The organism is Nocardia sp. NPDC050697, from assembly GCF_040654395.1.
Classification (GTDB): domain Bacteria; phylum Actinomycetota; class Actinomycetes; order Mycobacteriales; family Mycobacteriaceae; genus Nocardia.
In genome coordinates this window covers 582464-608267 of sequence record NZ_JBFAHY010000003.1, presented here as the reverse complement: position 1 = coordinate 608267, position 25804 = coordinate 582464, and the positions used below count along the sequence as shown (strand labels likewise).

The following is a 25804-nucleotide window of genomic DNA, read 5'->3' as shown; positions in this document are numbered from 1 at the left end:
GGCCGGGCAGCGCGGGCCGGGCTCAGCCGACCTCCGCGGGCTCGGCGGACCGCCCCGGCTCGGCGGAGCGCGCGCGCCGGAGCCCGGCCAACCGCAGCGCCGAGCGCACGTCGGAGACCTCGTGCACCTTCATCCCGGTCTTGCGAGCATCGAACCCGGGCGGCACCAGCGCGGTGCCGAACCCGAGCCGCTCCGCCTCGGCCAGCCTGCGCGCCGCATTCGTCACCCGGCGCACCTCACCCGCCAGCCCGACCTCGCCGAGGATCACCCACCCCGGCGGCAGCGCGACATCCCGCGCCGCGCTCGCCAGCGCCAGCGCGACGGCCAGGTCGGCCACCGGCTCGACCAGCCGCATGCCGCCGACGGTGGCGGCGTAGACGTCCTGCTTGCCCACGTACACCCCGCAGCGGCTCTGCAGCACCGCCAGGATCATGGAGACCCGGTTGTAGTCCAGCCCGCTCACCGCGCGCCGCGGCGCGGGCGCCTGGGTGTCGACGGTGAGCCCCTGCACCTCGCTCACCAGCGGCCGCTTGCCGTCCATGGCGACGGTCACCGCGGTGCCTGGCACGGTGTCGGTGCGGTGGTGCAGGAACAGCCCGGACGGGTCGGCCACCCCGACGATGCCGTAGTCGTGCAGCTCGAAGCAGCCCACCTCGTCGGCGCTGCCGAAGCGGTTCTTCAGCCCGCGCACCATGCGCAGCGTGGTGTTCTTGTCGCCCTCGAACTGCAGCACCACGTCGACCAGGTGCTCCAGCGTGCGCGGGCCCGCCACGCTGCCGTCCTTGGTGACGTGGCCGACCAGCAGCACCGCGATCCCGCTCGCCTTTGCCAGCGAGGTGAGCGCCGCGGTCACCGCGCGCACCTGGCTGACGCCGCCGATCACGCCGTCCTCGGCCGGGGCGATCATGGTCTGCACCGAGTCGACCACCAGCAGCGTCGGCCGCACCTGCTCGACGTGGCCGAGCACCACCGCCAGATCGGACTCGGCCGCCAGGTACACCCGCTCGTGCACCGCCCCGGTGCGGTCGGCGCGCAGCCGCACCTGCCCGGCCGACTCCTCCGCGGTCACGTACAGCGAGCGCTCGTCGCGCGCCGCGGCCCAGCGGTGCGCGACCTCGAGCAGCAGCGTCGACTTGCCCACCCCCGGCTCGCCGGAGAGCAGCACCACCGAGCCGGGCACGACGCCGCCGCCGAGCACCCGGTCCAGCTCGCCGACCCCGGTCGAGCGCGCTCTGGTGACCGTGGAGTCGATGCTGGAGATCGGCGCCGCCGCGGTGCTCGGCAGCATGGCCTTGCGCGCGGCCGGGCCCGCGGCCGCGATGACCGGCACCGTCTCCTCGACGGTGCCCCAGGCCCCGCAGCCGGGGCACTTGCCCACCCATTTCGCCACGTCGTGCGCGCACGCGGAGCATCGGAAGGTCGGCTTGAGTTTGGCCACACCGGCACCTTACGGCCGGGTGCCGACAGGCGGCGGAACGCAGGCGGCCGCCGCACCGGGAGGTGCGACGGCCGCCTGGAGAACGGGTCAGTGCCCGCCCGAGCCCTCCTTGGCGGGGCCGGACAGGTCGGAGAGGTGCCGGTCGACGGCGAGCCCGGCATCCACCGGCACCGAGACCTGCACGGTGCCGTTCTCCTTGAAGTTGAAGGACACGGTGTAGGTGAGGCCGGGCGCGATCGGCTTGGTGAGCCCGGTGATCTCGATCTTGGCCGGCTTTGCCTCCGGGTCGGTGCCCTGGGTAGGCGCGCCCTCGGTGTCCAGGCCGGGCACCGCCGTGCCGCTCGGCGCCGGGGTGGTGGTCGGGGCCTGGGTGGTGCTGCTCGCGGCGCCGCCGTGCCCGCCGGGGCTGTGCGCCGCCTCGGCCGCCGCGACCTCGCCCGCGGCGACGACGACCTGGCTCGGCCCGACCACGACCCGGCTCTGCCCGGCGGGCGGGGTGATCCGCACCGGGCCGAGGTCGGTGGTGATGCTGGTCAGCTCGTCGGTGACGGTGCTGCTGTTGTTGACGATGGAGAGCGCGATCACCGCCGAGCCGCCGACCTGCAGGGTCTGCGTCTCCTTCGGGTAGACGATGTGCACGTTGAGCAGGGAGAGCTGTCCGACCTCGGCGTGGGTGCCGTTGATCGCGGCCTTCTGATCGGCGGTCTGCGCGACCTGTCCGGCGCTGCACCCGGTGAGCGCCAGAGCGGCGCCCGCTGCCAGCGCGGCACAGGCAGTCACAGCTTTCATGGCAATCACGGGTTGTCCTCCATGTCGACCGGGCTCGTCCCTCGGGGGGAGAGTACTAACTAGGGAGCGTAGTAGTCGAGATCCGGGCCCGGTGCGGCGGGCGGCGGTCCGGGCCGGACACGGGGCACCCGGCATCCGTTCGGTAACGGTTCCGCGGGCGGTGTTACGGGCACCGGGCGGCGGCCGGCGCGGCGCACGCTCAGGTGCTGGCGATATAGCCTACGCGCACAACAGAATGCACACCCTTTCACGCCTGTCAACCCCTGTGGTCTGCCCGTTGTGGCCCTGACCTGCACAGTTGATCGCACCGTTATCGAGCCGCATGTTAAACTGTGAACATCGAAAGGGGCACGGGACACATGATTTTTAAGGTCGGAGACACCGTCGTTTACCCCCACCACGGAGCGGCGCTGATCGAAGCAATCGAGACTCGCACCATCAAAGGCGAGCAGAAGGAGTATCTGGTCCTCAAGGTCGCACAGGGCGATCTCACCGTTCGAGTCCCCGCGGCGAATGCCGAATATGTCGGCGTCCGGGATGTCGTCGGGCAGGAAGGCCTCGATCGAGTCTTCCAGGTCCTGCGTGCGCCGCACACCGAGGAGCCGACCAACTGGTCCCGCCGCTACAAGGCCAACCTGGAGAAGCTCGCCTCCGGCGATGTGAACAAGGTGGCCGAGGTGGTTCGGGATCTCTGGCGTCGCGAGCAGGACCGCGGTCTTTCCGCCGGCGAAAAGAGGATGCTGGCGAAGGCTCGCCAGATTCTCGTGGGCGAGCTGGCACTGGCCGAGGGTACCGACGGCGACAAAGCCGACACCATTCTCGACGAGGTACTCGCCGCGGCTTCCTGACCGCGAGCACACATTCTGTGAACAACGCCGACCGCGTCGTCGCGTTGGTGCCTGCCGCCGGCCGGGGTGTGCGCCTGGGTGAAACTCTGCCCAAGGCGTTCGTCCCGGTCGGCGGCACGCCCATGATCAAGTTGTCCGTCGATGGGTTGATCGCCTCCGGGGCGGTCGACGGGATTGTCGTGATGGTCCCGCCCGAGCTGGTAGAGAGCGCCGTTGCCCTGCTCCCCGGCTCGGTGCGGGTCGTCGTCGGCGGCGCCGAGCGCACCGATTCGGTGCGCGCCGGGCTGGCCGCCGCGGCCGATGCCACGCACGTCCTCGTCCATGACGCGGCCCGCGCCCTCACCCCGCCCGATCTGGTGCGCCGCGTGGTCGCCGCGCTGCGCGCCGGGCACGATGCCGTCATTCCCGCGCTGCCGGTGGTGGACACCGTGAAGAGCGTCGACCGCGACGGCGTCGTCACCGGCACCCCCGATCGCGGCGGGCTCCGCGCCATCCAGACCCCGCAGGGCTTCGCCGCCGAGCCGCTGCGCCGGGCGTACGCCGATCCGGCGCTCAGCGCCACCGACGACGCCGGGCTCGTCGAGCGGCTCGGAATTCCGGTGCACACCGTGGCGGGCGATCCATTGGCATTCAAGATCACTACTCCGCTCGATCTGATTCTGGCCGGTGCGGTGCGCGCGGGTGAATGGCAGGCGGTATGACGATGCGGGTCGGAATCGGCAGCGACGTGCACCCGATCGAGCCGGGCCGCCCGTGCTGGATGGCGGGATTGTTGTTTCCGGACGACGACGGTTGTTCCGGTCACTCGGACGGCGATGTCGCCGCGCACGCGCTCTGTGACGCATTACTCTCCGCCGCCGGGCTCGGCGATGTCGGCGCGGTATTCGGCACCGGCCGCCCGGAATGGGCGAATGTCTCCGGAGCGGCCATGCTCACCGAGGTGCGCCGAATTCTGGACGAGGCGGGATTCGCGGTGGTGAACGCCGCCGTGCAGGTGATCGGGAATCGGCCCAAGATCGGGCCGCGCCGCGCCGAGGCGCAGAAGGTACTGGGTGAACTGCTCGACGCGCCGGTCTCGGTCTCCGGAACCACCACCGACGGGCTCGGGCTCACCGGCCGCGGCGAGGGAATCGCCGCGGTGGCCACCGCGCTGCTCGGACCGCGCCGAGCCGCCGCCGGCTGAGACCGCCGGACCGATGGCGCCTACCGAGACCGCGCCACCGCCGCCGCTGAACGGCGTGTCGAGCGGAGCCGCCGCGACGGCGGGGATTTTATACCAGCTAAGATGAGCGCCCGTGACTCTGCGCCTCTTCGACACCGACACGCGGACCATGCGCGATTTCGCGCCACTGGTCCCCGGCCGTGCGTCGGTGTACCTCTGTGGCGCCACCGTGCAGGGTCAGCCCCATATCGGTCACCTCCGCAGCGGCGTCGCCTTCGACATCCTGCGCCGGTGGTTGCAGGCGCAGGGCAATGACGTGCTCTTCATCCGCAATGTCACCGATATCGACGACAAGATCCTGAACAAGGCCGCCGAGGCGGGCCGCCCGTGGTGGGAGTGGGCCGCCACGCACGAGCGCGCCTTCGACGAGGCGTACCGCACCCTCGGCGTGCTGCCGCCCTCGGCCGAGCCGAGGGCCACCGGGCACATCGGCCAGATGGTCGAGCTCATGCACCGGCTGATCGACCGCGGCCACGCCTACGCCTCCGACGGCAATGTCTACTTCGACGTGCTCAGCTACCCGCGGTACGGCGAGCTCTCCGGGCACCGGCTGGACGACGTGCACCAGGGCGAGAGCGCCGGCTCCGGCAAGCGCGACCCGCGCGACTTCACGCTCTGGAAGGCCGCCAAGCCGGGTGAGCCGAGCTGGCCGTCGCCGTGGGGCGCGGGCCGGCCCGGCTGGCACCTGGAGTGCTCCGCCATGGCCGAGTACTACCTCGGCCCCGAATTCGACATCCACTGCGGTGGAATGGATCTCATCTTCCCGCACCACGAGAACGAGATCGCCCAGTCCAAGGCGGCCGGCGACGGGTTCGCCCGCTACTGGCTGCACAACGGCTGGGTCACCATGGGCGGGGAGAAGATGTCCAAGTCGCTGGGCAATGTGCTCAGCGTGCCGAATGTGCTGAAGCAGGTGCGCGCCGTCGAGCTGCGCTTCTACCTCGGCAGCGCGCACTACCGCTCCAAGCTGGAGTACTCGGACAAGGCGCTGCACGATGCCGCCGCCTCCTACCAGCGCATCGAGTCCTTCCTGCTCCGGGTCGCCGAGCGCGGCGGCCCGGTCGCCGCGGGCACCTGGACCGACGCCTTCGCCGACGCCCTCGATGAGGACCTCGCGGTGCCGCGCGCGCTCGCCGAGATCCACCACGTGGTGCACACCGGCAACAAGGCGCTGGAGGGCGGGCAGGTCGAGGCAGCGCGCGAGCTGGCCGGACAGGTCCGCGCCATGCTCACCGTCTTCGGGGTCGACCCCTTCGACCCGCACTGGTTCGCACCCCGTGACTCCGGCGCCGCCACCGGCGCGCTCGACGTCCTGGTGCGCGCCGAACTCGACCGCAGGCAGCAGGCGCGCACCGACCGCGACTGGGCCACCGCCGACGCCGTGCGGGATCGCCTGCATGCGGCCGGTATCGAGGTCACCGACACCCCAGCGGGCCCCGAGTGGAGCCTCGCCGACGTGGCAGGAAAGGCCGACTGATGGCAGGCAACTCACAGCGCCGCGGCGCTATTCGCAAGGGCAGCACCAAGAAGGGCGCCACCGTCGGCTCCGGCGGGCAGCGCAGGCGCGGGCTGGAGGGACGCGGCGCCACGCCGCCCGCCGAGGCCAGGACGAAGCATCCCGCCGCCAAGCGGGCGGCGGCCAAGGCGAAGGCGGCCGCTCAGGGGCGGCCCGCCGGTAAGGGCGGGCGGGCCACCGCCGGGCGCCGGGGTGACGACGGGCCGGAGATGGTGCTCGGGCGGAACCCGGTGGTCGAGTGCCTGCGGGCCGGGGTTCCGGCCTCGGCGCTGTACGTGGCCGTCGGGACCGAGAACGACGAGCGGCTCACCGAGAGCGTGAAGATCGCGGCGGATACCGGGATCTCGATCCTCGAGGTGCCGCGGACGGATCTCGATCGGCTCAGCGCCAATGGGCTGCACCAGGGTGTGGCCCTGCAGGTGCCCGCGTATCGGTACGCGCACCCGGATGATCTGCTGCTGCGGGCGCGGGAGTCCGGTGGGCCCGCGCTGCTCGTCGCGCTGGACAATATCTCCGACCCGCGCAACCTCGGGGCCGTCGTCCGCTCGGTGGCCGCGTTCGGCGGGCAGGGGGTGCTGATTCCGCAGCGGCGCAGCGCGGGCGTCACCGCGGTCGCCTGGCGGACCAGCGCCGGGGCCGCCGCCCGGCTTCCGGTCGCCCGCGCTACGAATCTCACTCGGACGCTCAAGGATTGGGCTTCCCGGGGGATTCGGGTCGTCGGGCTGGATGCCGAGGGGACCACGACGCTCGACGACTTCGACGGGACCGATCCGACCGTCGTCGTGGTCGGCTCCGAGGGCAAGGGGCTCTCCCGGCTGGTCCGGGAGAACTGCGACGAGATTCTGAGCATTCCCATGGCGGGGGATGTCGAGTCGCTCAACGCCTCCGTAGCGGCCGGCGTGGTGCTGTCCGAGATCGCGCGGCAGCGGCGGCGCTGAGACAGCGGTAAAGCCGCTCCGGCCCCGTAGAATTCGAGCAATGGTGATACCGAACCAGCCGATCGGGCAGCCGGTCGAGCATCCCAACGCCACGGCGATCCTGTTTCTCGGGGCTGTGAGTATCTTGTGCTGCGGGCTCGCCGGGCCCGTGGCGTGGGCCATGGGGCGGCGGGCGCTGGATCAGATCGAGGAGTCGGGGGGTGCCTATGGCGGGCGGGCCCAGGTTCTGGTGGGGTACGTGCTCGGGATCGTCGGCACGATCCTGATGGTGATCATCGCGATTCTGTTCGTGCTGATCACCCTGGGCGGCAACGCTTGAGTCGGGTGGTCAGTCGAGGCTGGGCCTGGTCTGGACGTTGTCGCCCCAGGTGGGCCACTCCTCGCTGAGCTTGCCGGTCCAGGTGGGGCGGCGCTGTTCCTTGAACGCCGACATGGCCTCGGTGCCGTCGATGCTGTGGGCAACCTGCTGGTTGAGGTCTGTTTCCAGGCGGCCGACCATGTCGGGGGTCATGCCGAGGCCCTCCCAGAGGAGGCGTTTGGAGAGGGCGACGGGGAGGGGGGCGGAGCCGCCCGCGATGTCGTGGGCTACGGCCAGCGCGGTCGGGAGCACCTCGCCGCCGGGGAGGCAGGCATTGGCCAGCCCCATGGCCTTGGCTTCCTCACCGTCGAAGGTGCGGCCGGTGAGCATGATGTCCGCGGCATTCGCCATGCCGACGAGCCGCGGCAGGGTCCAGTGGGCGGAGCCGTCGGCCAGGACGCCCCTGCGCACCTGGTTCAGGCCGTAGATGGCGTCCCTGGCCATGTAGCGGAGGTCGCATTGCAGGGCCAGGGCCAGGCCGATCCCTACCGCGTGGCCGTTCACCGCCGCTATGACGGGCTTGCGGACCTTCCAGGGCGGGGGGTCCAGGGTGCCGCTGACCTCGCCGACCCGGCTGGAGAGGTCCGCCCCCGCGCAGAACGCGGGCGGCGTGCCGGTGATCACCACCGCGCGGATGGCGTCCTCGGCGTCGCACCGCTGGAGTGCGACGCCGAGCTCGGCGGCCATCGCGGGAGTGAAGGCATTCTGCTGGGCCGGACGATTCAGGGTCAGCACGGCGATGCCCGCGGAGACATCGACGAGCAGTTCCGAACTCATGCCTTGCGATGTTAGCCGACTCCGGCCGCGGGAAACCGGGGGTCGACGGGGTTGCCCGGAGATCGCCTCAGCGCAGGATCTTGCGGCCGATGGCGTACTTGTGCACCTCGGTCGGGCCGTCGTAGAGCCGGAACGCGCGCATGTCGCGGAAGATCATCTCGACCACGGTCTCGTCGCTGATCCCGATCCCGCCGAGCACCTGGACGCAGCGGTCCGCCACCTTGAACAGCTCCTCGGAGACGTACGCCTTCGCGATCGAGCTCTCGTGCCGCGCCTTCTCGCCGCGGTCCATCAGCCAGCAGGCGTGCCAGATCGTCAGGCGGCACTGGTGCAGCGCGATCTCGTTGTCCGCGAGCAGGAACGACACGCCCTGGTGCTCGCCGATGGTCTTGCCGAACGCGGTCCTGGTCTTGGCGTGCGCGATGGCGATGCTCTGCGCCCGCTCGGCCGCGCCCAGCCAGCGCATGCAGTGCGTGAGCCGGGCCGGGGCCAGCCGCAGCTGGGCATAGCGCAGCGCCTGGCCCGCCTCGCCGAGCAGCGCCTCCTTCGGCAGCGTCAGGTTCTCGAAGCGGACGACGCCGTGGCCCGCCACATAATTGCGGTCCATGGTGTTCATGGTCCGCTCGATCACGATGCCGGGCGTGGAGCCCTCGGTGAGGAAGAGCGTCGGCCCCTCCGGCAGGTGCGGGTTCGGCGCCAGCCGGGCCATGATGATCCAGGTCTTGGCGCCGTTCGCGCCGGTGATCAGCCACTTGCGGCCGTTGACGGTGAAGTTCTCGCCGTCGAAGGTGGCCTCGGTGGCGAGCTGCGCCGGGTCCGAGCCGGCGCCGTCCGGCTCGGTCATGGCGAAGACCGAGCGCTGGTGCCCGGCGATCACCGGGGCCAGGAACCGCCGCACCTGCTCCGGGTTCGCGATCTTGCTCAGCAGGTACATATTGCCCTCGTCGGGCGCGGCGCAGTTCATCGCGACCGGGCCGAGCGTCGACCACCCCGCCGCCTCGTAGAGCACCGCCTGCTCGGCATGGGTCAGCCCGCGCCCGCCGAGCTCCACGGGGGCCTGCACGGTGAGCAGCCGCTCCGCCCTGGCCAGCTCGACCAGCTCCTGGCGCAGCTCGTCGGTGGGGCCGTGCTGGGTGAGCCGCGGATCGCGCTCGAACGGCACGATCTTGTCGATCACGAACTGCCGGACGCGGTCACGCTCCGCGGCGAGCTCGGCGGGAATCTCGAAGTCGATCATTGCGCACCATTCGGTCGGGGGGCCGGTGCATCGAAGCATACGAAATCCGGCACACCTGACTGAAGGCGGTTGCCATCAAACCGTGGCGGCTACCGGACGCCTGCGCGCGCCGCGCCGCCCGACCACCCGGCACACCAGGTAGATGACGAACGAGATGGTGGTGACGAAGGTGGAGACCGGCACCCCCGGCGCCAGCGAGAGCAGGATTCCGCCCACCGCGGCCACCTCGGCGAAGAGCACCGCGAGCACCGTGGCCCGCACCGGGCTCGCGGTCACCTGCGCGGCCGCCGCGGCCGGGGTGATCAGCAGCGCCAGCACCAGCAGCGCGCCGACGATCTGCACGCCGAACGCCGCGGTGATGCCGAGCATGACCGCGAAGACCACCGAGAGCGCCCGCACCGGCACCCCGCGCGCCTGCGCCACCTCCGGGTCGGTGCTGGCGAAGAGCAGCGGCCGGTAGATCAGCGCCAGCACCGCGAGCACCCCGGCGGTGCAGGCGATGAGCAGCGTCAGCCCGCTGTACCCGACGCTCACCACCTGCCCGGTGAGCAGCGAGAACTTGGAGCCCGCGCGCTCCGGGCCGAGCCAGAGGAAGAGCACCGAGAGCCCGAGCCCGAAGGAGAGCACCACCGCGATCACCGAATCGCGCTCCCGCGCCTTGCTGCCGAGCAGGCCGAAGAGCACCGCCGCGATCACCGAGCCGACGATGGCGCCGAGCCCGACGCCGATCCCGGCGAGCAGCGCGGCGGCCGCGCCGGTGAGCGAGAGCTCGCTGGTGCCGTGCACCGCGAAGGACATCTGCCTGCTCACCACCAGCGGCCCGATCACCCCGGCGAGCAGCCCGAGCAGCGCCGCCGCGAGCAGCGCCTGCTGCACGAAGTCGTAGCCGATGAGGTTGGCCGTGGTGGCGAAGTCGAAGGTCTTGCCGAGCACGGCGCCGAGCTTGTCGATCACCGGGAGGCCCCGTTCCTGGCCACGCCCGGCCCGAACTCCTCGGCGCCGTGGCAGTGCGCGCCCGCGGTGCCGAGCGCGTCCATGGTGTCGCCGGTGCCGACCACGACGAGCCGGCCGCGCACCCGGAGCACCTCGACGTCGGTGCCGTACAGCTCGGAGAGCACCGCCGAGGTCATCACCTCGTCCGGGGTGCCGATCCGGAAGCGGCCGTTCACCAGGTAGATCACCCGGTCCACCAGCGGCAGCACCGGGTTGATCTCGTGCGTCACGAAGAGCACGGCGGTGCCGCTGCTCCGCCTGCGGCGGTCGATCAGCTCGGCCACCAGCCGCTGGTTGGCCAGGTCCAGGCTGAGCAGCGGCTCGTCGCAGAGCAGCACCCGCGGATCGCCGACCAGCGCCTGCGCCACCCGCAGCCGCTGCTGCTCGCCGCCGGACATGGATTCCAGCGGGGCGTCGGCGTACCCCTGCGCGCCGACGTCGGCGATGGCGGCGCGCACCCGGCGCGCGCGCTCGGCGCGGTGCCGCAGCCCGAGCCCCCAGCGGTGCCCGTCCACCCCGAGCCCGACCAGGTCGACGCCGCGCAGCTGCACCCCGGCGTCGATGGTCTTCTGCTGCGGCACGTAGCCGATGTGCGGGTTGCCGGTGCGCGCGGGCGCACCCGCGATGGTCGCGCTGCCCCGGCTCAGCGCCAGCTGCCCGAGCAGCACCTTGAGCAGCGAGGTCTTCCCCGACCCGTTCGGCCCGAGTACCACGACGAATTCGCCCGGCGCCACCTCCAGATCGAGCCCCTCCCACAGGGTGCGCGAGCCGAAGGCGAGCCTGGCATCGGTGAGCCGGACGGCGGGCGTGATCGCCCGGTCGACCGGTACGCCGGATTCGGTGGTCATGCGGTCCTCACGCGGAGCTCACCGCCGTGGCGAGCGCCTCGGCGTTTGCGGTCTGCCAGGCGATGTAATCCACACCGTCGGGCAGGGTTTCGGCTACCTCGAGCACCGGAATGCCGTTCTGCTGCGCGAGGCCGCGCAGGTCCTGGGTGATCCGGCCCTCGGTCTGCACGTTGTACACCAGCACGCGCACCTGCTTGCCGGTGAGCAGGTCCCTGGTGGCGGCGACGGCGGCCGGAGCCGGGTCGGTCTCCTGCTCGATCGCCTCCTGGAACTCCGCCGGAGTCAGGTCGCGCACCTTCGCGGCGCGCAGCAGATAGTAGGCGAGCGGCTCGGTCTGCAGCACCGGGGTGTCCGGGCGCTGGGCGGCGATCCGGTCGGTCACCGCGGTGATGCCCGCGAGCCTGCCCTTGAACTCGGCGGCGCGGTCGGTGTAGCCCTGCGCGTGCTCGGCGTCGAGGGTGCCGAGCTCGGCGGCGATCCGGTCCGCGACGGTGGCGACCGTGGTCACGTCGTACCAGACGTGCTCGTTCTCCTCGGACTTGTCCGTGCGCACCGCGTAGGCCTCGACCGACGGGGTGTCGCGGCCGTCCAGCGCCTGCTCCACGAACTCGTCGTAGCCGCCGCCGTTGAAGACCACCAGGTCGGCGTCGGCGATGTGCGCGGTCTCGCCCGCCGACGACTCGTGCGAGTGCGGGTCGGCCGAGGGGTCGGTGATCAGCGACTCGACCTCGGCGTCCGGCCCGGCGACCGCCGCGGCCACGCTGCCCCAGACGTCGGTGGAGGCCACCACCGACGGCTTGCCGGAATCCTCCGAGCTGCCGCACGCGGTCAGGGCGAACACCGTCGCCGCGCCGACGGCGAGACCGGCGGTGCGGAGGAAGAATCGAGTGGCCACGGAGCTGCTCCTGCGGGTAATGGAAACCGTTTCCGTTTCACTTTAGCAGGGGGAACGACCCGCCGCGCCCCGGGTGCCGGAAATGCGCGAGGCCCGTGCGATCACCGATCGCACGGGCCTCGCGCACGGTTCAGACCAGCACCTCCGCCTGCTGGCTCAGCAGCTGGGCGCAGCGGAGCAGCCCGAGGTGGCTGTACGCCTGCGGGTGATTGCCGAGCGATCGCTCGGCAACCGGGTCGTACTCCTCGCTGAGCAGCCCGGTGGGCCCGGCCGCCGCCACCAGCTGCGCGAAGAGCGCCTCGGCGTCCGAGCGCTTGCCGATCAGCAGGTACGCCTCGATGAGCCAGGCGGCGCAGAGGTGGAAGCCGCCCTCGCCGCCGGGCAGCCCGTCGTCGTGGTGGTACCGGTACACCGTCGCGCCGCTGCGCAGCTCCGCCTCGGTGGCGACCACGGTGGCGTGAAAGCGCGGGTCGGAGGGGTCGATCAGCCCGGAGAGGCCGATGTGCAGGGTGGCGGCGTCCAGGTCGGTGCCGTCGTAGGCGGCGGTGTAGGACTGCACCTCGTCGTTCCAGCCCTTGGTCTTGACCTCCGCGGCGATGGTGTCGCGGAGCACCGTCCACTCGGGGTCGATCGGCCGGTCGAACTTCTGCGCCAGGGTGAGCGCGCGGTCCACCGTGAGCCACCCCATGACCTTGGAGTACACGTGGTGCCGCGGGTTGCCGCGGATCTCCCAGATGCCGTGGTCCGGCTCCTGCCAGCGCCGCTGCACCGCGGCGACCATGTCCTGCACCAGCTCCCAGTCGGCGTCCGGCAGGGCGCTGGCCGGGTCGGTGATGCCGTGCCTGCCGCGGGCGGCGGCCAGGTTGGCGATCAGGTCGACGATCGGGCCGAAGACGTCGAGCTGGACCTGCATGTTGGCGGCGTTGCCGACGCGCACCGGGCGCGAGCCCGCGTAGCCGGGGAGCTGGTCGATCACCGCCTCGGGGGGCAGCGTCTCGCCGTAGATCGTGTACAGCGGGTGCAGCCGCTCCGGGCCGGGCAGCGTCTCCAGCACCCGGTGCACCCAGGCCAGGTAGGCGTCGGCCTCGCCGACCGAGCCCAGCGACACGAGCGCCTGCGCGGTGAGCGCGGCATCGCGCAGCCAGCAGTAGCGGTAGTCCCAGTTGCGCACGCCGCCGATGTCCTCCGGCAGCGAGGTGGTGGCGGCGGCCAGGATCGAGCCCGAGGGCGCGTGCACCAGCCCGCGCAGGGTGAGCGCGGAGCGCTTCATCAGGTCCGGCTTGAGCGGCGGCAGCTCCAGCCCGGCGGCCCAGCCGGACCAGTACTGCTCGGCCAGCGCCCTGCGCTCCGGCTCCGGCGTCATGGCCGGGGTCAGATCCTCGGTGCCGCAGCGCAGTTCGAGCACGACCGGGGCGACCGCCGGGTCGACGACGGCGTAGGCGTAGTCGTGCGAGCCGTCGCTGCGGATCTCCCACTGCACGCCGGGCGAGCGCAGCACCATCGGGTCGTTGGTGCCGAGCACCCGCAGCCCGGCCGGCTCGGCCTCCATGCTCACCGGCACCTGCCCGAACTCCGGGCGCGGGGCGAAGGTGATCACGGCCTTGGCGGTGCCGGTGACGACGCGGGTCAGGTCGGTGCGGTCCGGCGCGACGTCGTGCGGCAGGTAGTCCACGACGCCGAGGCTGGCCCAGCGGGTCTCGACGGTCATGGTGCCGTCCACGTAGCGCTGCGAGAGCGGCAGCCCGGGGCGCTCGGGGGCGATGGTGAAGTGGCCGGCCTGCGGGCCGCCGAGCAGGTGCGCGAAGACCGCGGCGGAGTCCGGCTCGGGGTGGCAGAACCAGGTGACGGTGGCGTCCGGGGTGAGCAGCGCCACCGAGCGCGGGCTGGCCAGCATGGTCAGCCGCTCGATCCGCGGTGCGCTGGCGCCCGCCAGCCAGGTGCGGCGCTCCTCCAGCAGGAAGGCGAGCGCGCGGGAGACGTCCTCGGTGCTCTGCACCCGGTACCCGGCCAAGCTCTCGCCCGCGCCGACCTTGATGCCGACGTCCGGGCCGGAGAGCACGCGGAACGCCTTCTCGTCGGTGACGTCGTCGCCGAAGAAGACCGCGGCCGACGCCCCCTCCTGGTGCCGGATGGTGTCCAGCGCCGAGCCCTTGTCGGTGGGCACCACCGCGAGCTCGATCACCTCCTTGCCCTCGGTCACCTGCACCCCGACCCAGCAGGCCGCGCCCTGGCGCACCTTGCCGAGCGCGCGCCTGCCCACCTCGGGGCTGGCATTGCGCACGTGCAGCGCGGAGCTGGCCGGCTTGTTCTCGACCGTGGTGCCCGGGTTCTCCTCCGCGATCTTGGCCAGCTCGCCCTGCACCTCGCGCAGCAACTGCTTGGCGTCGTTGTCGATGGCGTGCACGAAGCCCACGTCGAACTCCGAGCCGTGGCTACCGATCAGCTGCACCTCGACCGGGAGCCGGGAGAGCGCCGCCAGATCGCGCAGGGCCCGGCCGGAGATCACCGCGGCGGTGGTGCCGGTGAGCCCCGCGAGCGCGCGTAGCGCGTTCACCGATTCGCGGTGGGGAAACGCCTCCGCCGGGTCGGAGACGATGGGCGCGATGGTCCCGTCGTAGTCCGAGGCCACCAACAGTCGCGGCACACGCGCGACCGTCGACAGAGCACGGCGAAGTTCCAGTGGCAGATCCTGTGCGCTCACGCATCCAACCTTGTGATCGGAGGGGGATGATTCCGGGCGCGGGAAACAATACTGAATCGTCTGCGCCACGCCCACGCGCGTGCGGTGTTTCCGCCCGCGCCTCACGAACGCCGGTGTACGTGCGCGCGAACGCGGCGGATTCGCACTCGCGCTACCAGTGGTTGTACCCCGTCAGCGGGGTCTTCGCACGGGGAGGCCCTGTGGGTTCGCTCGCAGACTTCGCCGTCTCGGTTCCCGTCCCCACCCCATGCTCCTCGCCCCGGCACACTCCGCGCAACCGGGGGACGGAGGGTCAGATGCTGCGCTCGCCGAGGAGCAGGTCGACGGTGAGCTCGAGGCGCTCGCTGACGTCGGTGGCGGAGGCGCGGCGGGTGAGCCAGGCGACCAGGTTGGAGAGCCAGACGTCGCTGATGACGCGGGCGACGGCGAGCTGGCGCTCGGTGGGCTCACCGTCGTTCATGGCGCGGGCGAAGACCCGGTCCATGACCTTGCCGACCCGGTCCACCTCGGCCGCCGCGGAGGCGTCGGCGAACATGAAGGCGCGGGTCATGGCCTCGGTGAGCAGCGGGTCGCGCTGCATCATGCGGGTGATGTTGGTGAGCAGGGTGTGCATGCGCTCCTGCGGCGAGCCGCCGGAGAGCGGCTTGCGCTTCCCCTCGAACTGCTCGAACTCGCGGGCCAGCGCGGAGACCAGCAGGTGCACCTTGGACGGGAAGTACCGGTAGAGCGTGCCCACCGCGACGTCGGCGCGCTCGGCGACGGCCCGCATCTGCACCGCGTCGTAGCCGCCCTTGGAGGCCAGCGCCAGGGTGGCGTCCAGGATCCGCTTGCGCCGCTCCCGCTGCGCGGCGGAGCTGAGCTCGTCCTCGCTGAGGGTCGTGACCGGTCCGGTACGCGGCGCGCCCGGGTCGGCCTGCTGCGATCGCGAGGGACTGGCCATCGATGAACGTCCTTTCCGGGCACGGTGCTGCGCTCCGGGCCTGCTCTTGACTTCCGCCCGGCACAGATATTAGAACATGTTCTAGGTGTGGCAGTCACGCCGGAAAGGCGGTCAGGAGTGTGACCATCGCCACCACTGACGAGCACAAAGCCGTCCAGGAGTCGATGCGCGGGTGGTCCGGATCGGTCCGGCCGATTGCAACAATGCGCTCCGGCGAGGCCGGTTTCTGGCGTGGCTACTGGCCCGCGCTGACCGATCTCGGCATCTTCCGGGTCGCGGTCGCGGAGGAGGCCGGGGGCGCCGGTGGATCGGTGACCGATCTCGCGGTGCTGGTCGAGCAGGCCGCGCACGATCTCGTCGGCGGCCCCGTGCTGACGACGGCGGTGGCCCAGCTGGTCACCGCCGGCGCGCTCGACGAGGAGCTGCCCTGCGGACTGGCGCTCGACGGCATCGGCGGCGCGGACCAGAGCCTACCCGCCGTGACCGGGGCGGCGCCGCTCACCGGGGTCTGGGAGACGGTGCTCGGCGCCACCCCGGATGCCGCGGTGTTGCTGCCGGTCGCCGCCGAGGACGGCACGCGCTGGGTGCTGATCCCGCCGGACACCGACGGGCTGCGCGTCGAGCCGCTGGACTCCGCCGACCCCGGCTCGCCGCTGGCGCGGGTGCACCTCACCGAGGTTCCGGTCCCCGCCGAGCGGGTCTTCCGCGCGCCCTACGCCGTCGGCGACCTGGTGCTCGCGCTGGCCGCGGCCGAGCTGGCCGGGATCACCGGCTGGTGCCTGGAGACCGCCGCCGACTACGCGCGGACGCGCACCCAGTTCGGCAGGCAGATCGGGTCGTTCCAGGCGGTCAAGCACATCTGCGCGTGGATGCTCTGCCGCACCGAGCTGATCCGCGCGGTCGCCGCCGACGCCGCCGCCGCGGTGGACGAGGGCGGGGCCGAGCTGCCGATCGCCGCCGCCATCGCGGGCGCCATCTCGCTGGACGCCGCGGTGCAGACCGCCAAGGACTGCATCCAGGTGCTCGGCGGGATCGGCTTCACCTGGGAACACGACGCGCACTTCTACCTGCGCCGCGCCCTGCTGCTCAAGCAGTTGCTCGGTGGTGGCGAGCGCTGGCGCGCTCGGGTCACCGAGCTGACCCGCGCCGGGCACCGCCGCACCACCGGCGCCGAGCGGATTCTGGCGTCGGACGGCGTCCTGGCGGACGCGGGCAACGGCCCGGCGCCCGCGTCCAGCGCCGCGACCGGCGAGATCGCCGCCGAATCAGGCGCGGGCGCGACCGGCGAAACCGCCGCACCCGGTAGCGAACTCGCGGCCGAAGTCGCCGCCATCGCCGCACTCCCGGCGGAGGAGCAGCGCACCGCACTGGCCGAGGCGGGCATGATCATGCCGCACTGGCCCCGCCCCTACGGCCGCGCCGCGAACCCCATGACCGGCCTGATGATCTCGGAGGAGCTGCGCCGCGCCGGCGTCACCGTCCCCGACCTCACCATCGGCGGCTGGGCCGTCCCCACCCTGCTGCAGCACGGCTCCCCGGAGCAGGTCGAGCAGTTCGCCTGGCCCACCCTGCGCGGCGAGATCCTCTGGTGCCAGCTCTTCAGCGAGCCCGAGGCGGGCTCGGATCTCGCGGCCCTGCGCACCACCGCCAAGCGCACCGAGGGCGGCTGGATCCTGCGCGGCCAGAAGGTCTGGACCTCGCTCGCCGACAAGGCGAACTGGGCCATCTGCCTGGCCCGCACCGACCCCGAGGCGCCCAAGCACAGGGGCATCTCGTACTTCGTGCTGAAGATGGACTCGCCCGGCCTGGAGATCCGCCCGCTGGTGCAGATCACCGGCGAGGCCAGGTTCAGCGAGGTCTTCCTGGACGACGTCTTCGTCCCGGACGAGGGGCTGGTCGGCGAGCTGAACAATGGCTGGAAGATCACCCGCGCCACGCTCGCCGCCGAGCGGGTCGCCATGAGCGGCAGCGGAATCGGCGCCGCGCTGGAGGAGCTGGTCGCCAAGCTTCCCGCCACCGGCCCCGGCGCGGAGCTGCGCAACGACAAACTGGGCGCGCTGATCTCGGACGCGATCGCCGGATTGCTGCTGGAACAGCACGCCGCCGTGCGCGTGCTCACCGGTTCCGACCCGTCGGCGCAGAGCAGTGTGCGCAAACTGGTGGGTGTACGGCATCGCCAGGCGGTCGCGGAGTTCGCGGTCGAGGTGGCGGGCACGGTGGGCGCGCAGGAGACCGCTGAGGTCAAGGAGTTCCTGCTCACCCGGTGCCTCTCCATCGCGGGCGGCACCGAGCAGATCCTGCTGACCGTGGCCGGTGAGCGGATCCTCGGGCTGCCGAGAGAGCAGACGTAGGGACGGGGACGAACGTGGATTTCACCAGGGACGAGAGTCAGGATGCGATCGCCGAGGTGGTCGTGAGCCTGCTGGAGCGCAACGCGGCGCGGGACTTCGAGCTGTGGCCGCGGTTGGTCGATTCCGGCCTGCTCGCGGTGCCGCTGCCGGAGAAGCTCGGCGGCGCGGGCATGGGGCCGGCCGAGGTGTCGGTGCTGCTCACCGAGCTCGCCACCGACGCGGTCGCGGTGCCGGCGCTGCCGACGCTCGGCTTCGGCGTCGTGCCGCTGCTCGACGCGCTGCCGGACGAGCTGGCGGAGCGGGTCTTCGGCGCGGTCGCGGAGGGCGCGGTGCTCACCGCCGCGCTCAGCGAGCAGGCGGCGCCGTTCACCGTCAAGCCGGAGACCACCGCCGTGCGCGAGGGTGGTTCGGTGCTGCTCACCGGGCACAAGGTGGCGGTGCCGTACGCGGCGGAGGCGCGCTGGCTGCTGATCCCGACCGACGCCGGGGTCGCGCTGGTCGAGGGCGATGCCCCCGGCCTCGAGCTGACCCCGAGCCCGGCCTCCGGCGGCAACCCGGAGGCGACGGTCCGGCTGACCGGCGTCACAATCCCCGAGGCGCAGCTGCTCGCGCTGCCGCTGCCGGTGCTGCACCGGGCCGCGGTGGCCGCCATCGGGTCGGTGGCGGACGGGTTGCTGCGCGGCGCGCTGGCGCTCACCGCGGAGCACGTGCGGGTGCGGCACCAGTTCGGGCGGCCGCTGGCCCAGTTCCAGGCGGTGGCCCAGCAGATCGCCGATCTGTACGTGGTCTCGCGCACCGTCGGCGCCGCCGCGCAGTCCGCGAACTGGGCACTGGCGCAGGACGATGCGAGCCCGGAGCACCTGGAGCGGATCGACGACGACCTCGAGGTGCTCGCGTACACGGTCGCGTCCGAGCTCCCCGCGGCCATGCAGAAGTGTCACCACCTGCACGGGGGGCTCGGCGTCGACATCACCCATCCCATGCACCGCTACTACTCACAGGCCAAGGACCTCGCCCGCTGGCTCGGCGGCGCGTCCTTCCGACTCGATCGATTGGGGGCCAGATGTACATCGACCTGACCATCGAGCAACGCAGGCTGCGCGCCGAGCTGCGCGCGTACTTCGCCGAGCTGGTGACGCCGGAGGAGCACGCCGAGATGGCGGTGAACCGGCACGGCGACGCCTACCGCGCGGTCGTGCGCCGGATGGGCCGGGACGGCCGGCTCGGCGTCGGCTGGCCCAAGGAGTACGGCGGCGGCGGCTTCGGCGCCGTCGAGCAGCAGATCTTCTACAACGAGGCGGTGCGCGCCGATGTGCCGCTGCCGCTGGTCACGCTGCTCACCGTCGGCCCGACGCTGCAGAGCTACGGCACCGAGGAGCAGAAGCGGAAGTTCCTGCCCGGCATCCTCTCCGGCGACATCCACTTCGCCATCGGCTACTCCGAGCCGGACGCCGGCACCGACCTGGCCGCGCTGCGCACCGGCGCGGTCCGCGACGAGGCCACCGGCGACTGGGTGGTGAACGGCCAGAAGGTCTTCACCACCGGCGCGCACGAGGCCGACTTCATCTGGCTGGCCGCCCGCACCGGCAGCGCCGAATCGCGGCACCGCGGCATCACGATCCTCATCGTGGACACCACCGACCCCGGCTACTCGTGGACGCCGATCATCACCAGCGACGGCGCGCACCACACCAACGCCACCTACTTCGACAATGTCCGGGTCCCGGCCGGGATGCTGGTCGGCGAGGTGGACCGGGGCTGGCGGCTGATCACCACCCAGCTCAACCACGAGCGGGTCGGGCTCGGCCCGTCCGGCAAGATCGAGCAGCTCTACGACCGGGTGCGCGACTGGGCGCGGCCGCGCGGCGTGCTCGGCAAGCCCGACGTGCAGCGCGCGCTGGGCCGGATGCACGCCATGGTGCGGCTCAATGAACTGCTGAACTGGCAGGTCGCGGCGGCCGCCGACCGCGAGGACGCGGACCCGAACGACGTGATCGCCGATGCCTCGGCCACCAAGGTGTACTCCACCGAGGCGCTGCAGGAGGCGGGCAGGCTGGCCGAGGAGATCGTCGGCGGCTACGGCGACCCGGCCGAGCCGGAGACCGCCGAGCTGCTCACCTGGCTGGACCGGCGGACCAAGCAGAACCTGGTGGTGACCTTCGGCGGCGGCGTCAACGAGGTCATGCGCGAACTCGTCGCCTCCTCGGGGCTGAAGCTGCCCCGGGTGCCCCGGTAACGGAAGGGATATCCCGTGAGTACACCGGAAGCGATCCGGGACGCCGCCGAGGAGATCAGGGCGCGGGGCGAATCGTCGCCGCGGGCCGGGCGCGACCCGGTGAACCGGCCCATGATCAACAACTGGGTCGAGGCGCTCGGCGACCGCAACCCGATCTACACCGACGACGCGGCCGCCCGCGCCGCCGGGCACCCCGGCATCGTCGCCCCGCCCGCCATGGCCCAGGTGTGGACCATGCTCGGGCTGAACGGCGACCGCCCCGCGGACGACCCGATGACGGCGACCAACGAACTGCTCGACGCCGCCGGCTTCACCTCCGTCGTCGCCACCAACTGCGAGCAGACCTACCACCGCTACCTGGTCCCCGGCGAGCAGGTGACCGTCACCAGCAGGCTGGACGAGGTGGTCGGCCCGAAGCGCACCGGGCTCGGCGAGGGCTGGTTCCTCACCTACACCATCACCTGGCGGGTGGGGGAGGAGGTCGTCACCGAAATGCTCTGGCGGCTGCTGAAGTTCGCCCCTGGCACGGCGAAACCGGCCGTCGACAAGGGGCAGCGGGTGAAGCCGCTGGTCTCGCACGACACCGAGTTCTTCTGGGCGGGAACCAAAGCGGGGGAGCTGCGCATCCAGCGCAAGCCGGACGGCACGCTCCAGCACCCGCCGATCCCGGCCATCTGGCAGGACAAGGCCGAACCGGTCGACTACGTGGTGGCGAGTGGCCGCGGCACGGTGTTCAGCTACGTCGTGCACCACGCACCCAAGGTGCCCGGCCGCACGCTGCCCTTCGTGGTGGCGCTGGTCGAGCTGGAGGAAGGGGTGCGGATGCTCGGCGAACTGCGCGGTATCGAACCGGATCAGGTGACCGTGGATCTGAAGGTCGAGGCGGGCTTCGAGCAGCTCGACGATGACACCGTTCTCCCGTACTGGCAGGTGCGCGCATGAGCGTCGAGGTCGGTACCGTGCTGCCGGAGCTGGCGATCCACGCCGACCCCACCTTCGTGATCAGCACCGCGCTGGCCACGCGCGACTTCCAGGACGTGCACCACGACCGGGACAAGGCGGTGGCGCGCGGCTCGAAGGACATCTTCGTCAATATCCTCACCGACACCGGGCTGGTGCAGCGCTTCGTCACCGACTGGGCCGGGCCGGACGCCATCGTGCGCTCCATCAAGCTGCGCCTCGGCGTCCCGCTGTACGCGGGCGACACCCTGACCCTGCGCGGCGAGGTCACCGCCGTCGACGGTGACGAGGTGCACCTCGCGGTGACCGGCAGTGACAGCCTCGGTGATCACATCACGGCGAAAGTCGTCATCACGAAACGGGATTCGGCATGAGCGGGTTGTCCGGGAAGGCCGCGATCGCGGGGATCGGCGCCACCGACTTCTCCAAGGAGTCCGGCCGCAGCGAGCTCCGGCTGGCCGCCGAGGCGGTGACCGCCGCGCTCGCCGACGCCGGGCTCACCCCCGCCGACGTGGACGGCCTCACCACCTTCACCATGGACACCAACCTGCAGGTGGCGGTGGCGCGGGCGGTCGGTATCCCGCGGCTCACCTTCTTCAGCCACATCGGCTACGGCGGCGGCGCGGCCTGCGCCACCGTGCAGCAGGCCGCCATGGCGGTGGCGACCGGGGTGGCCGACGTGGTGGTGGCGTACCGGGCCTTCAACGAGCGCTCGGTCTCGCGGTTCGGGCAGTTCTCCAGCTCGCTGGCGGCCGCCCCGACCTCGTCCGGGATCGACGCCGGGTGGTCGTACCCGCACGGGCTCGGCACCCCGGCCGCGCAGGTGGCGATGGTGGCCCGCCGGTACATGCACGTCTACGGAGCGACCAGCGCGGACTTCGGGCGGGTCGCGGTCGCCGACCGCAAACACGCCGCGGTGAACCCGAACGCCTTCTTCCACGGCAAGCCGATCACCCTGGACGACCACCAGAACTCGCGCTGGATCGCCGAGCCGCTGCACCTGCTCGACTGCTGCCAGGAATCGGACGGCGGGGTCGCGCTGGTGATCGTCAGCGCCGAGCGGGCGAAGGAGCTGCCCAACCCGGCCGCGGTGATCACCGCCGCCGCCCAGGGGAGCGGCGCCGACCAGTACGTCATGACCAGCTACTACCGCGACGCGCTCACCGGGCTGCCGGAGATGGGGCTGGTCGGCGACCAGCTCTGGGCGCAGAGCGGGCTCCGCCCGGACGACATCCAGACCGCCGTGCTCTACGACCACTTCACCCCCTTCGTGCTCATGCAGCTCGAGGAGCTGGGGTTCTGCGGGCGGGGCGAGGCGCGCGACTTCATCGCCGACGGGGCTATCGAGCTCGGCGGGCGGTTGCCGTTGAACACGCACGGCGGGCAGCTGGGGGAGGCGTACATCCACGGGATGAACGGGATCGCCGAGGGGGTGCGGCAGTTGCGCGGTACCTCGGTGAACCAGGTGGACGACGTTCGGAACGTGCTGGTGACGGCTGGTACCGGCGTCCCGACCTCGGGGTTGATCCTCACCGCCGCCTGACGCCCGGCACCACCCCCTCCGGGCGGGCATGCTGTGCTGAGCGGTGGCGCTGACACCGAGCGCGCCGGGAAGGAGCGCCGCCGTGATCACCCGGCACCTGGTCGACGTGCACGTCCTGCTCACGAGGCGGGACGAGATCCTGCTGAGCCTGCGCCGCAGCGGCGACGAGTTCGACGCCCGCTGGCACCTGCCCGCGGGCAAGCTGGAGGCGGGCGAACCGGCCGCGCTCGGCGCGGTGCGGGAGGCGCGCGAGGAGGTCGGGGTCGAGATCGCCCCGGCCGACCTGCGCCTGGTGCACACCGCGCACGTGGTGAGCCCGAGCCGGGATGCCCGCCTCGGCCTCTTCTTCCACACCGAGCGGTGGCGCGGCACCCCGGAGAACCGCGAGCCGGACAAGAGCTACGAACTCCGCTGGTTCCCGCTCGACGCCCTCCCCGACGACCTCATCCGCTACCCCGCGCTCGGCATCCGCGGCTGGCGCACGGGCGTCTCCTACAGCGATTTCGGCTGGCCGGAGTAGCCGCGCGCCACCCACGCGCCCACGCCGACCCGGTGTGCACCTGCTCACGACCGCCCCCCACACCGACGCCGATGCACTAGAACCGGGTGCGGAGGTGCGCCGATGCCCGAACCGATGCTGGACCCCGCGCAGCAGGCGGCGGCGGCCGCCCTCGACGCCCTGCTCGACCGCCGCGGCCGGGTCCGCAAACCCGGCGGCACCCGCCCGGCAGGCATCTACCTGCACGGCCGCCCCGGCCGCGGCAAGACCATGCTCATGGACCGCTTCTTCGCCGCCACCAGCTCGAAGCACAAGGCCAGGCTGCACTTCCACCGCTTCTTCGCCGACCTGAGCGCCGCCGTCCGGATCACCGGCTCCATGCGCACCGCGGTGGACATGGTCGTCGGCGATGTCGACCTGCTCTGCTTCGACGAGTTCCAGGTGGACGACGTCGGCGACGGCATGCTCATCACCCGCCTGCTCGACGTCCTCCTCGCCCGCCGCACCCTGGTAATCGTCACAGCCAACCAGCCCCCGGCCGAGCTGCTGCCGAACCCGATCTTCCACGAGCAGTTCGAGCCGACCATCGCGCTCATCACCGAGCGCTTCACCGTCCTCCCGGTGGACGGCCCGCGCGACTACCGCGCGGGCGGCGAGCGCGCCGCGGGCGGCTTCGCGGGCGGCGCCTACCGGGTCACCGGCGAGCTACCCGCGCTGCCACCGCCGGGCCGTCCGGTGCGCCGCGCCCTCCGCCCGGTCGCCGGCGGCGACGGCATCGCCCTGACCTTCACCGCCGTCTGCGGCGACGCCGCTGCCGCCGCCGACTACCTCGCCCTGGTCGCGGCCCACCCGCGGATCACGCTCACCGGCGTGCCCCCGCTGCGCCTGGTGCCGCCGCCGTGGACCGCCCGGCTGGTGACCTTCGTCGACGTGCTGCACGACGCGGGCGCGCACCTCACCGTCGAGGCGACCGTCCCGCTCGCCGAACTCGCCGCGGGCACCGCCCCGATCCCCGGGCTGGCCCGCATGCTCAGCAGGCTCGCCGAACTGATACCTGTTCCAACCTCCTGAGACAGCGGAGTGAGATTCCACAGGAGACGTCGGCGCGGTTTGTGGCGCAACCCGACCAGTCGGCAAGATCGCTGGTGAGAGCGGTTTGTGAGCCCTCCGGATGTCACCGATTCGGACTCGAGCGGACCACTCGGCATGTAACTATGTGGGCGAATTCGGTGTGAGCGGGGTTGGTGAACTGAACGTGGCAAGGGCGCGAGCGCCGATCGCACGCGTGGTCGTATCGATCGCGCTGCTCTGCTGTGCCCTCGTCGCGCTCCGCGGCCACCTGCCCGGCGCCGCCGCGCCCCGCCCGCCGGAGCCCGCCGCGCCGTCGGCGCTCACCCTCGCGCTGATGCCGGTGCTGCTCACCGTCTCGTTGGTGATCCTGACCGCCGGGGTGATCGCCTCCAGGCACCGGCTGCCGCTCGCGGTGCCCGAGCCGGAGCGCGCGGAGGAGCGCGAACTCGGCAAGCTGGGCCCGATCGGAGTGCTCGTGGTCGCCGGGCTGGGGCTGCTCGCCATGGCGCTCGCGGTGGGGTCGGTGGCGTACCTGCTGCGCGCGACCGCGCCCGAGGAGGAGCCGGGGCCCGTCGTGCTGCCGCCCTCGCCGACCGGCACCGCACCGCTCACCACCGACGCCCCGCCCCCCGACCCCGGCGCCGCGCCGCTCGGGCTGGACGGCACCGGGCTGCTGCTCACCGCGGTCACCGCCGCCGTGCTGCTCGGCGCCGCGCTGATCGGGCTGCTCGTGGTGCTCTTCTCCGGCCCGAACACCCGCAGGCGGGTGGTCGTGGCGCCGCCGGAGCCGGAGACCCCGAGCCAGATCGACTCGCTGGCCCGCGCCGCCGAGATGGGGCTGGCCGCCATGAACGCCCCCGGCCAGGACGCCCGCACCGCCATCATCGCCTGCTACGTCGCCATGGAGCGCGGGCTCTCCGCCGACCGCGCCGCCGCCCCGCACGCCTCCGACACCCCGATGGAGGTGCTGGCAAGGGCCTTCGAGCACGGCGCGCTGCGCGACGCCTCGGCCCGCGAACTCGTCGCCATGTTCGAGGAGGCGCGGTTCAGCCCGCACTCCATGCTGGAGTGGCAGCGCATGCGCGCCGAGCAGCTGCTCCGGATCGTGCTCGCCGATCTGCAGGGGGAGATGGCATGAACCGGGCCGGTGCGGTGGCGGCGGGGGCGGTGGTCGTGCTCGTCGTCGAGCTGATCGCCTTCCGGGTGGCGCGCGAGCTGGCGCTGCTCGTCGCCGCGGTGCCGCTCGCGCTGGTGCTGTGGATGCTGGCCAGGTGGTGGCTGAGCGAGCGGCAGCCGTTCAGCGAGCCGGAGCTGCCGCCCTCCGACATGGAGAACGGCCCGGCCGAGATGCTGGAGCGCTGGCAGGCGCGGGCCACCGTGCTCGCCGACCGCGCCGACGGGACCAGGGCCGATTGGGACAAGCACCTGCGTCCCATGCTGGCGAAGGAGTTCGAACTCTCCACCGGGCTGCGGATCGCCAAGAACCGGAGAGCCACCGAGGCTGCGGGGTTGCTGCAGTTCGGGCCGGAGCTGTGGCGTTGGGTGGACCCGACCGATTCGGCGACTCGCGACCACACCGGTCGCGCGCCAGGCCGGGCGGCGCTGGACGAGATCCTGCGCCGATTGCAGCGACTGTGAAAATGG

General features: G+C 72.2%; 25 protein-coding genes. 16 read left to right on the top strand and 9 right to left on the bottom strand.

Going from position 1 to position 25804, the window contains the following annotated elements; all coding sequences use genetic code 11:
* Window positions 1-22 precede the first annotated feature (22 nt).
* Window positions 23-1438 (bottom strand): DNA repair protein RadA, encoded by a 1416-nt coding sequence (gene radA, locus AB0H71_RS14675; protein WP_357019895.1) that lies wholly within the window; start codon window positions 1436-1438, stop codon window positions 23-25.
* Between the two features lie 87 nt (window positions 1439-1525).
* Window positions 1526-2227 (bottom strand): hypothetical protein, encoded by a 702-nt coding sequence (locus AB0H71_RS14670; protein ID WP_357019891.1) that lies wholly within the window; start codon window positions 2225-2227, stop codon window positions 1526-1528.
* Window positions 2228-2586: 359 nt separating this feature from the next.
* On the opposite strand from AB0H71_RS14670, the gene carD reads away from it, so the two are divergent.
* The 6 genes from carD to AB0H71_RS14640 all read left to right on the top strand — a co-directional run bounded on the left by carD (window position 2587) and on the right by AB0H71_RS14640 (window position 7070).
* On the top strand, window positions 2587-3075 hold the full coding sequence (gene carD, locus AB0H71_RS14665; protein WP_067647923.1) for an RNA polymerase-binding transcription factor CarD: 489 nt from the start codon (window positions 2587-2589) through the stop codon (window positions 3073-3075).
* 17 nt (window positions 3076-3092) lie between these two features.
* The gene (gene ispD, locus AB0H71_RS14660; protein ID WP_357019887.1) at window positions 3093-3776 is read left to right on the top strand and encodes a 2-C-methyl-D-erythritol 4-phosphate cytidylyltransferase; all 684 of its coding nucleotides are present in this window, start codon (window positions 3093-3095) and stop codon (window positions 3774-3776) included.
* A 2-nt stretch (window positions 3777-3778) separates the two neighbouring features.
* Complete coding sequence (gene ispF, locus AB0H71_RS14655; RefSeq protein ID WP_357020390.1) at window positions 3779-4258, top strand: 2-C-methyl-D-erythritol 2,4-cyclodiphosphate synthase; 480 nt, start codon at window positions 3779-3781, stop codon at window positions 4256-4258.
* A gap of 112 nt (window positions 4259-4370) precedes the next feature.
* A complete protein-coding gene (gene cysS, locus AB0H71_RS14650; RefSeq protein WP_357019884.1) occupies window positions 4371-5774 on the top strand; it encodes a cysteine--tRNA ligase in 1404 nt (467 codons plus the stop codon).
* On the top strand, window positions 5774-6751 hold the full coding sequence (gene rlmB, locus AB0H71_RS14645; RefSeq protein ID WP_357019881.1) for a 23S rRNA (guanosine(2251)-2'-O)-methyltransferase RlmB: 978 nt from the start codon (window positions 5774-5776) through the stop codon (window positions 6749-6751). Before cysS ends, rlmB begins: the two co-directional genes overlap by 1 nt.
* 40 nt (window positions 6752-6791) lie before the next feature.
* Complete coding sequence (locus AB0H71_RS14640; RefSeq protein ID WP_357019878.1) at window positions 6792-7070, top strand: DUF4190 domain-containing protein; 279 nt, start codon at window positions 6792-6794, stop codon at window positions 7068-7070.
* A 9-nt stretch (window positions 7071-7079) separates the two neighbouring features.
* Here the strand turns inward: AB0H71_RS14640 and AB0H71_RS14635 are convergent, their stop codons facing one another.
* The 7 genes from AB0H71_RS14635 to kstR form a co-directional block, all read right to left on the bottom strand.
* Window positions 7080-7886 (bottom strand): enoyl-CoA hydratase-related protein, encoded by an 807-nt coding sequence (locus AB0H71_RS14635; protein WP_357019875.1) that lies wholly within the window; start codon window positions 7884-7886, stop codon window positions 7080-7082.
* Between the two features lie 67 nt (window positions 7887-7953).
* Window positions 7954-9123 (bottom strand): acyl-CoA dehydrogenase family protein, encoded by a 1170-nt coding sequence (locus AB0H71_RS14630; RefSeq protein WP_357019872.1) that lies wholly within the window; start codon window positions 9121-9123, stop codon window positions 7954-7956.
* Between the two features lie 75 nt (window positions 9124-9198).
* A complete protein-coding gene (locus AB0H71_RS14625; protein WP_357019871.1) occupies window positions 9199-10077 on the bottom strand; it encodes a metal ABC transporter permease in 879 nt (292 codons plus the stop codon).
* Window positions 10074-10964 carry a metal ABC transporter ATP-binding protein gene (locus AB0H71_RS14620; protein ID WP_357019868.1) on the bottom strand — a complete coding sequence of 297 codons (891 nt, stop codon included), beginning with the start codon at window positions 10962-10964 and terminating at the stop codon, window positions 10074-10076. Before AB0H71_RS14620 ends, AB0H71_RS14625 begins: the two co-directional genes overlap by 4 nt.
* Window positions 10965-10971: 7 nt before the next feature.
* Window positions 10972-11859 (bottom strand): zinc ABC transporter substrate-binding protein, encoded by an 888-nt coding sequence (locus AB0H71_RS14615; protein ID WP_357019867.1) that lies wholly within the window; start codon window positions 11857-11859, stop codon window positions 10972-10974.
* 130 nt (window positions 11860-11989) lie between these two features.
* Complete coding sequence (otsB, locus tag AB0H71_RS14610) at window positions 11990-14560, bottom strand: trehalose-phosphatase (RefSeq protein ID WP_357019864.1); 2571 nt, start codon at window positions 14558-14560, stop codon at window positions 11990-11992.
* Between the two features lie 292 nt (window positions 14561-14852).
* Window positions 14853-15500: a cholesterol catabolism transcriptional regulator KstR gene (kstR, locus tag AB0H71_RS14605; protein WP_357019861.1), complete on the bottom strand. Its 648-nt coding sequence runs from the start codon at window positions 15498-15500 to the stop codon at window positions 14853-14855.
* A 119-nt stretch (window positions 15501-15619) separates the two neighbouring features.
* Here kstR and AB0H71_RS14600 point away from each other — a divergent pair, with 119 nt between their 5' ends.
* The 10 genes from AB0H71_RS14600 to AB0H71_RS14555 all read left to right on the top strand — a co-directional run bounded on the left by AB0H71_RS14600 (window position 15620) and on the right by AB0H71_RS14555 (window position 25798).
* Window positions 15620-17851 (top strand): acyl-CoA dehydrogenase family protein, encoded by a 2232-nt coding sequence (locus AB0H71_RS14600; protein WP_357019858.1) that lies wholly within the window; start codon window positions 15620-15622, stop codon window positions 17849-17851.
* 14 nt (window positions 17852-17865) lie between these two features.
* Window positions 17866-18930, top strand: a complete 1065-nt coding sequence (locus AB0H71_RS14595) for an acyl-CoA dehydrogenase family protein (RefSeq protein ID WP_357019856.1) — start codon at window positions 17866-17868, stop codon at window positions 18928-18930.
* Window positions 18915-20087: an acyl-CoA dehydrogenase family protein gene (locus AB0H71_RS14590; RefSeq protein WP_357019854.1), complete on the top strand. Its 1173-nt coding sequence runs from the start codon at window positions 18915-18917 to the stop codon at window positions 20085-20087. The genes AB0H71_RS14595 and AB0H71_RS14590 overlap by 16 nt, the downstream gene beginning before the upstream one ends.
* Before the next feature lie 33 nt (window positions 20088-20120).
* The gene (locus AB0H71_RS14585) at window positions 20121-21029 is read left to right on the top strand and encodes an OB-fold domain-containing protein (RefSeq protein WP_357020387.1); all 909 of its coding nucleotides are present in this window, start codon (window positions 20121-20123) and stop codon (window positions 21027-21029) included.
* The gene (locus tag AB0H71_RS14580) at window positions 21026-21421 is read left to right on the top strand and encodes a MaoC family dehydratase (protein ID WP_357019851.1); all 396 of its coding nucleotides are present in this window, start codon (window positions 21026-21028) and stop codon (window positions 21419-21421) included. Before AB0H71_RS14585 ends, AB0H71_RS14580 begins: the two co-directional genes overlap by 4 nt.
* Entirely contained in the window at window positions 21418-22590 is a 1173-nt protein-coding gene (locus tag AB0H71_RS14575; RefSeq protein ID WP_357019848.1) for a lipid-transfer protein, read from the top strand. The genes AB0H71_RS14580 and AB0H71_RS14575 overlap by 4 nt, the downstream gene beginning before the upstream one ends.
* Window positions 22591-22672: 82 nt before the next feature.
* On the top strand, window positions 22673-23110 hold the full coding sequence (locus tag AB0H71_RS14570) for an NUDIX domain-containing protein (protein WP_357019845.1): 438 nt from the start codon (window positions 22673-22675) through the stop codon (window positions 23108-23110).
* Window positions 23111-23212: 102 nt separating this feature from the next.
* Window positions 23213-24160 (top strand): cell division protein ZapE, encoded by a 948-nt coding sequence (gene zapE, locus AB0H71_RS14565; RefSeq protein ID WP_357019843.1) that lies wholly within the window; start codon window positions 23213-23215, stop codon window positions 24158-24160.
* Between the two features lie 214 nt (window positions 24161-24374).
* Window positions 24375-25298 (top strand): DUF4129 domain-containing protein, encoded by a 924-nt coding sequence (locus tag AB0H71_RS14560; RefSeq protein WP_357019840.1) that lies wholly within the window; start codon window positions 24375-24377, stop codon window positions 25296-25298.
* The gene (locus AB0H71_RS14555; RefSeq protein ID WP_357019837.1) at window positions 25295-25798 is read left to right on the top strand and encodes a hypothetical protein; all 504 of its coding nucleotides are present in this window, start codon (window positions 25295-25297) and stop codon (window positions 25796-25798) included. Before AB0H71_RS14560 ends, AB0H71_RS14555 begins: the two co-directional genes overlap by 4 nt.
* The last annotated feature ends 6 nt before the right edge of the window (window positions 25799-25804 follow it).

Bases quoted from the DNA above. Each gene is read 5' to 3' on its own strand.
- AB0H71_RS14670 (WP_357019891.1), bottom strand. From the start codon at position 2,227: ATGAAAGCTGTGACTGCCTGTGCCGCGCTGGCAGCGGGCGCCGCTCTG.
- carD (WP_067647923.1), top strand. From the start codon at position 2,587: ATGATTTTTAAGGTCGGAGACACCGTCGTTTACCCCCACCACGGAGCG.
- ispF (WP_357020390.1), top strand. From the start codon at position 3,779: ATGCGGGTCGGAATCGGCAGCGACGTGCACCCGATCGAGCCGGGCCGC.
- rlmB (WP_357019881.1), top strand. From the start codon at position 5,774: ATGGCAGGCAACTCACAGCGCCGCGGCGCTATTCGCAAGGGCAGCACC.
- AB0H71_RS14640 (WP_357019878.1), top strand. From the start codon at position 6,792: ATGGTGATACCGAACCAGCCGATCGGGCAGCCGGTCGAGCATCCCAAC.
- AB0H71_RS14635 (WP_357019875.1), bottom strand. From the start codon at position 7,886: ATGAGTTCGGAACTGCTCGTCGATGTCTCCGCGGGCATCGCCGTGCTG.
- AB0H71_RS14630 (WP_357019872.1), bottom strand. From the start codon at position 9,123: ATGATCGACTTCGAGATTCCCGCCGAGCTCGCCGCGGAGCGTGACCGC.
- AB0H71_RS14620 (WP_357019868.1), bottom strand. From the start codon at position 10,964: ATGACCACCGAATCCGGCGTACCGGTCGACCGGGCGATCACGCCCGCC.
- kstR (WP_357019861.1), bottom strand. From the start codon at position 15,500: ATGGCCAGTCCCTCGCGATCGCAGCAGGCCGACCCGGGCGCGCCGCGT.
- AB0H71_RS14590 (WP_357019854.1), top strand. From the start codon at position 18,915: ATGTACATCGACCTGACCATCGAGCAACGCAGGCTGCGCGCCGAGCTG.
- AB0H71_RS14580 (WP_357019851.1), top strand. From the start codon at position 21,026: ATGAGCGTCGAGGTCGGTACCGTGCTGCCGGAGCTGGCGATCCACGCC.
- AB0H71_RS14575 (WP_357019848.1), top strand. From the start codon at position 21,418: ATGAGCGGGTTGTCCGGGAAGGCCGCGATCGCGGGGATCGGCGCCACC.
- zapE (WP_357019843.1), top strand. From the start codon at position 23,213: ATGCCCGAACCGATGCTGGACCCCGCGCAGCAGGCGGCGGCGGCCGCC.
- AB0H71_RS14555 (WP_357019837.1), top strand. From the start codon at position 25,295: ATGAACCGGGCCGGTGCGGTGGCGGCGGGGGCGGTGGTCGTGCTCGTC.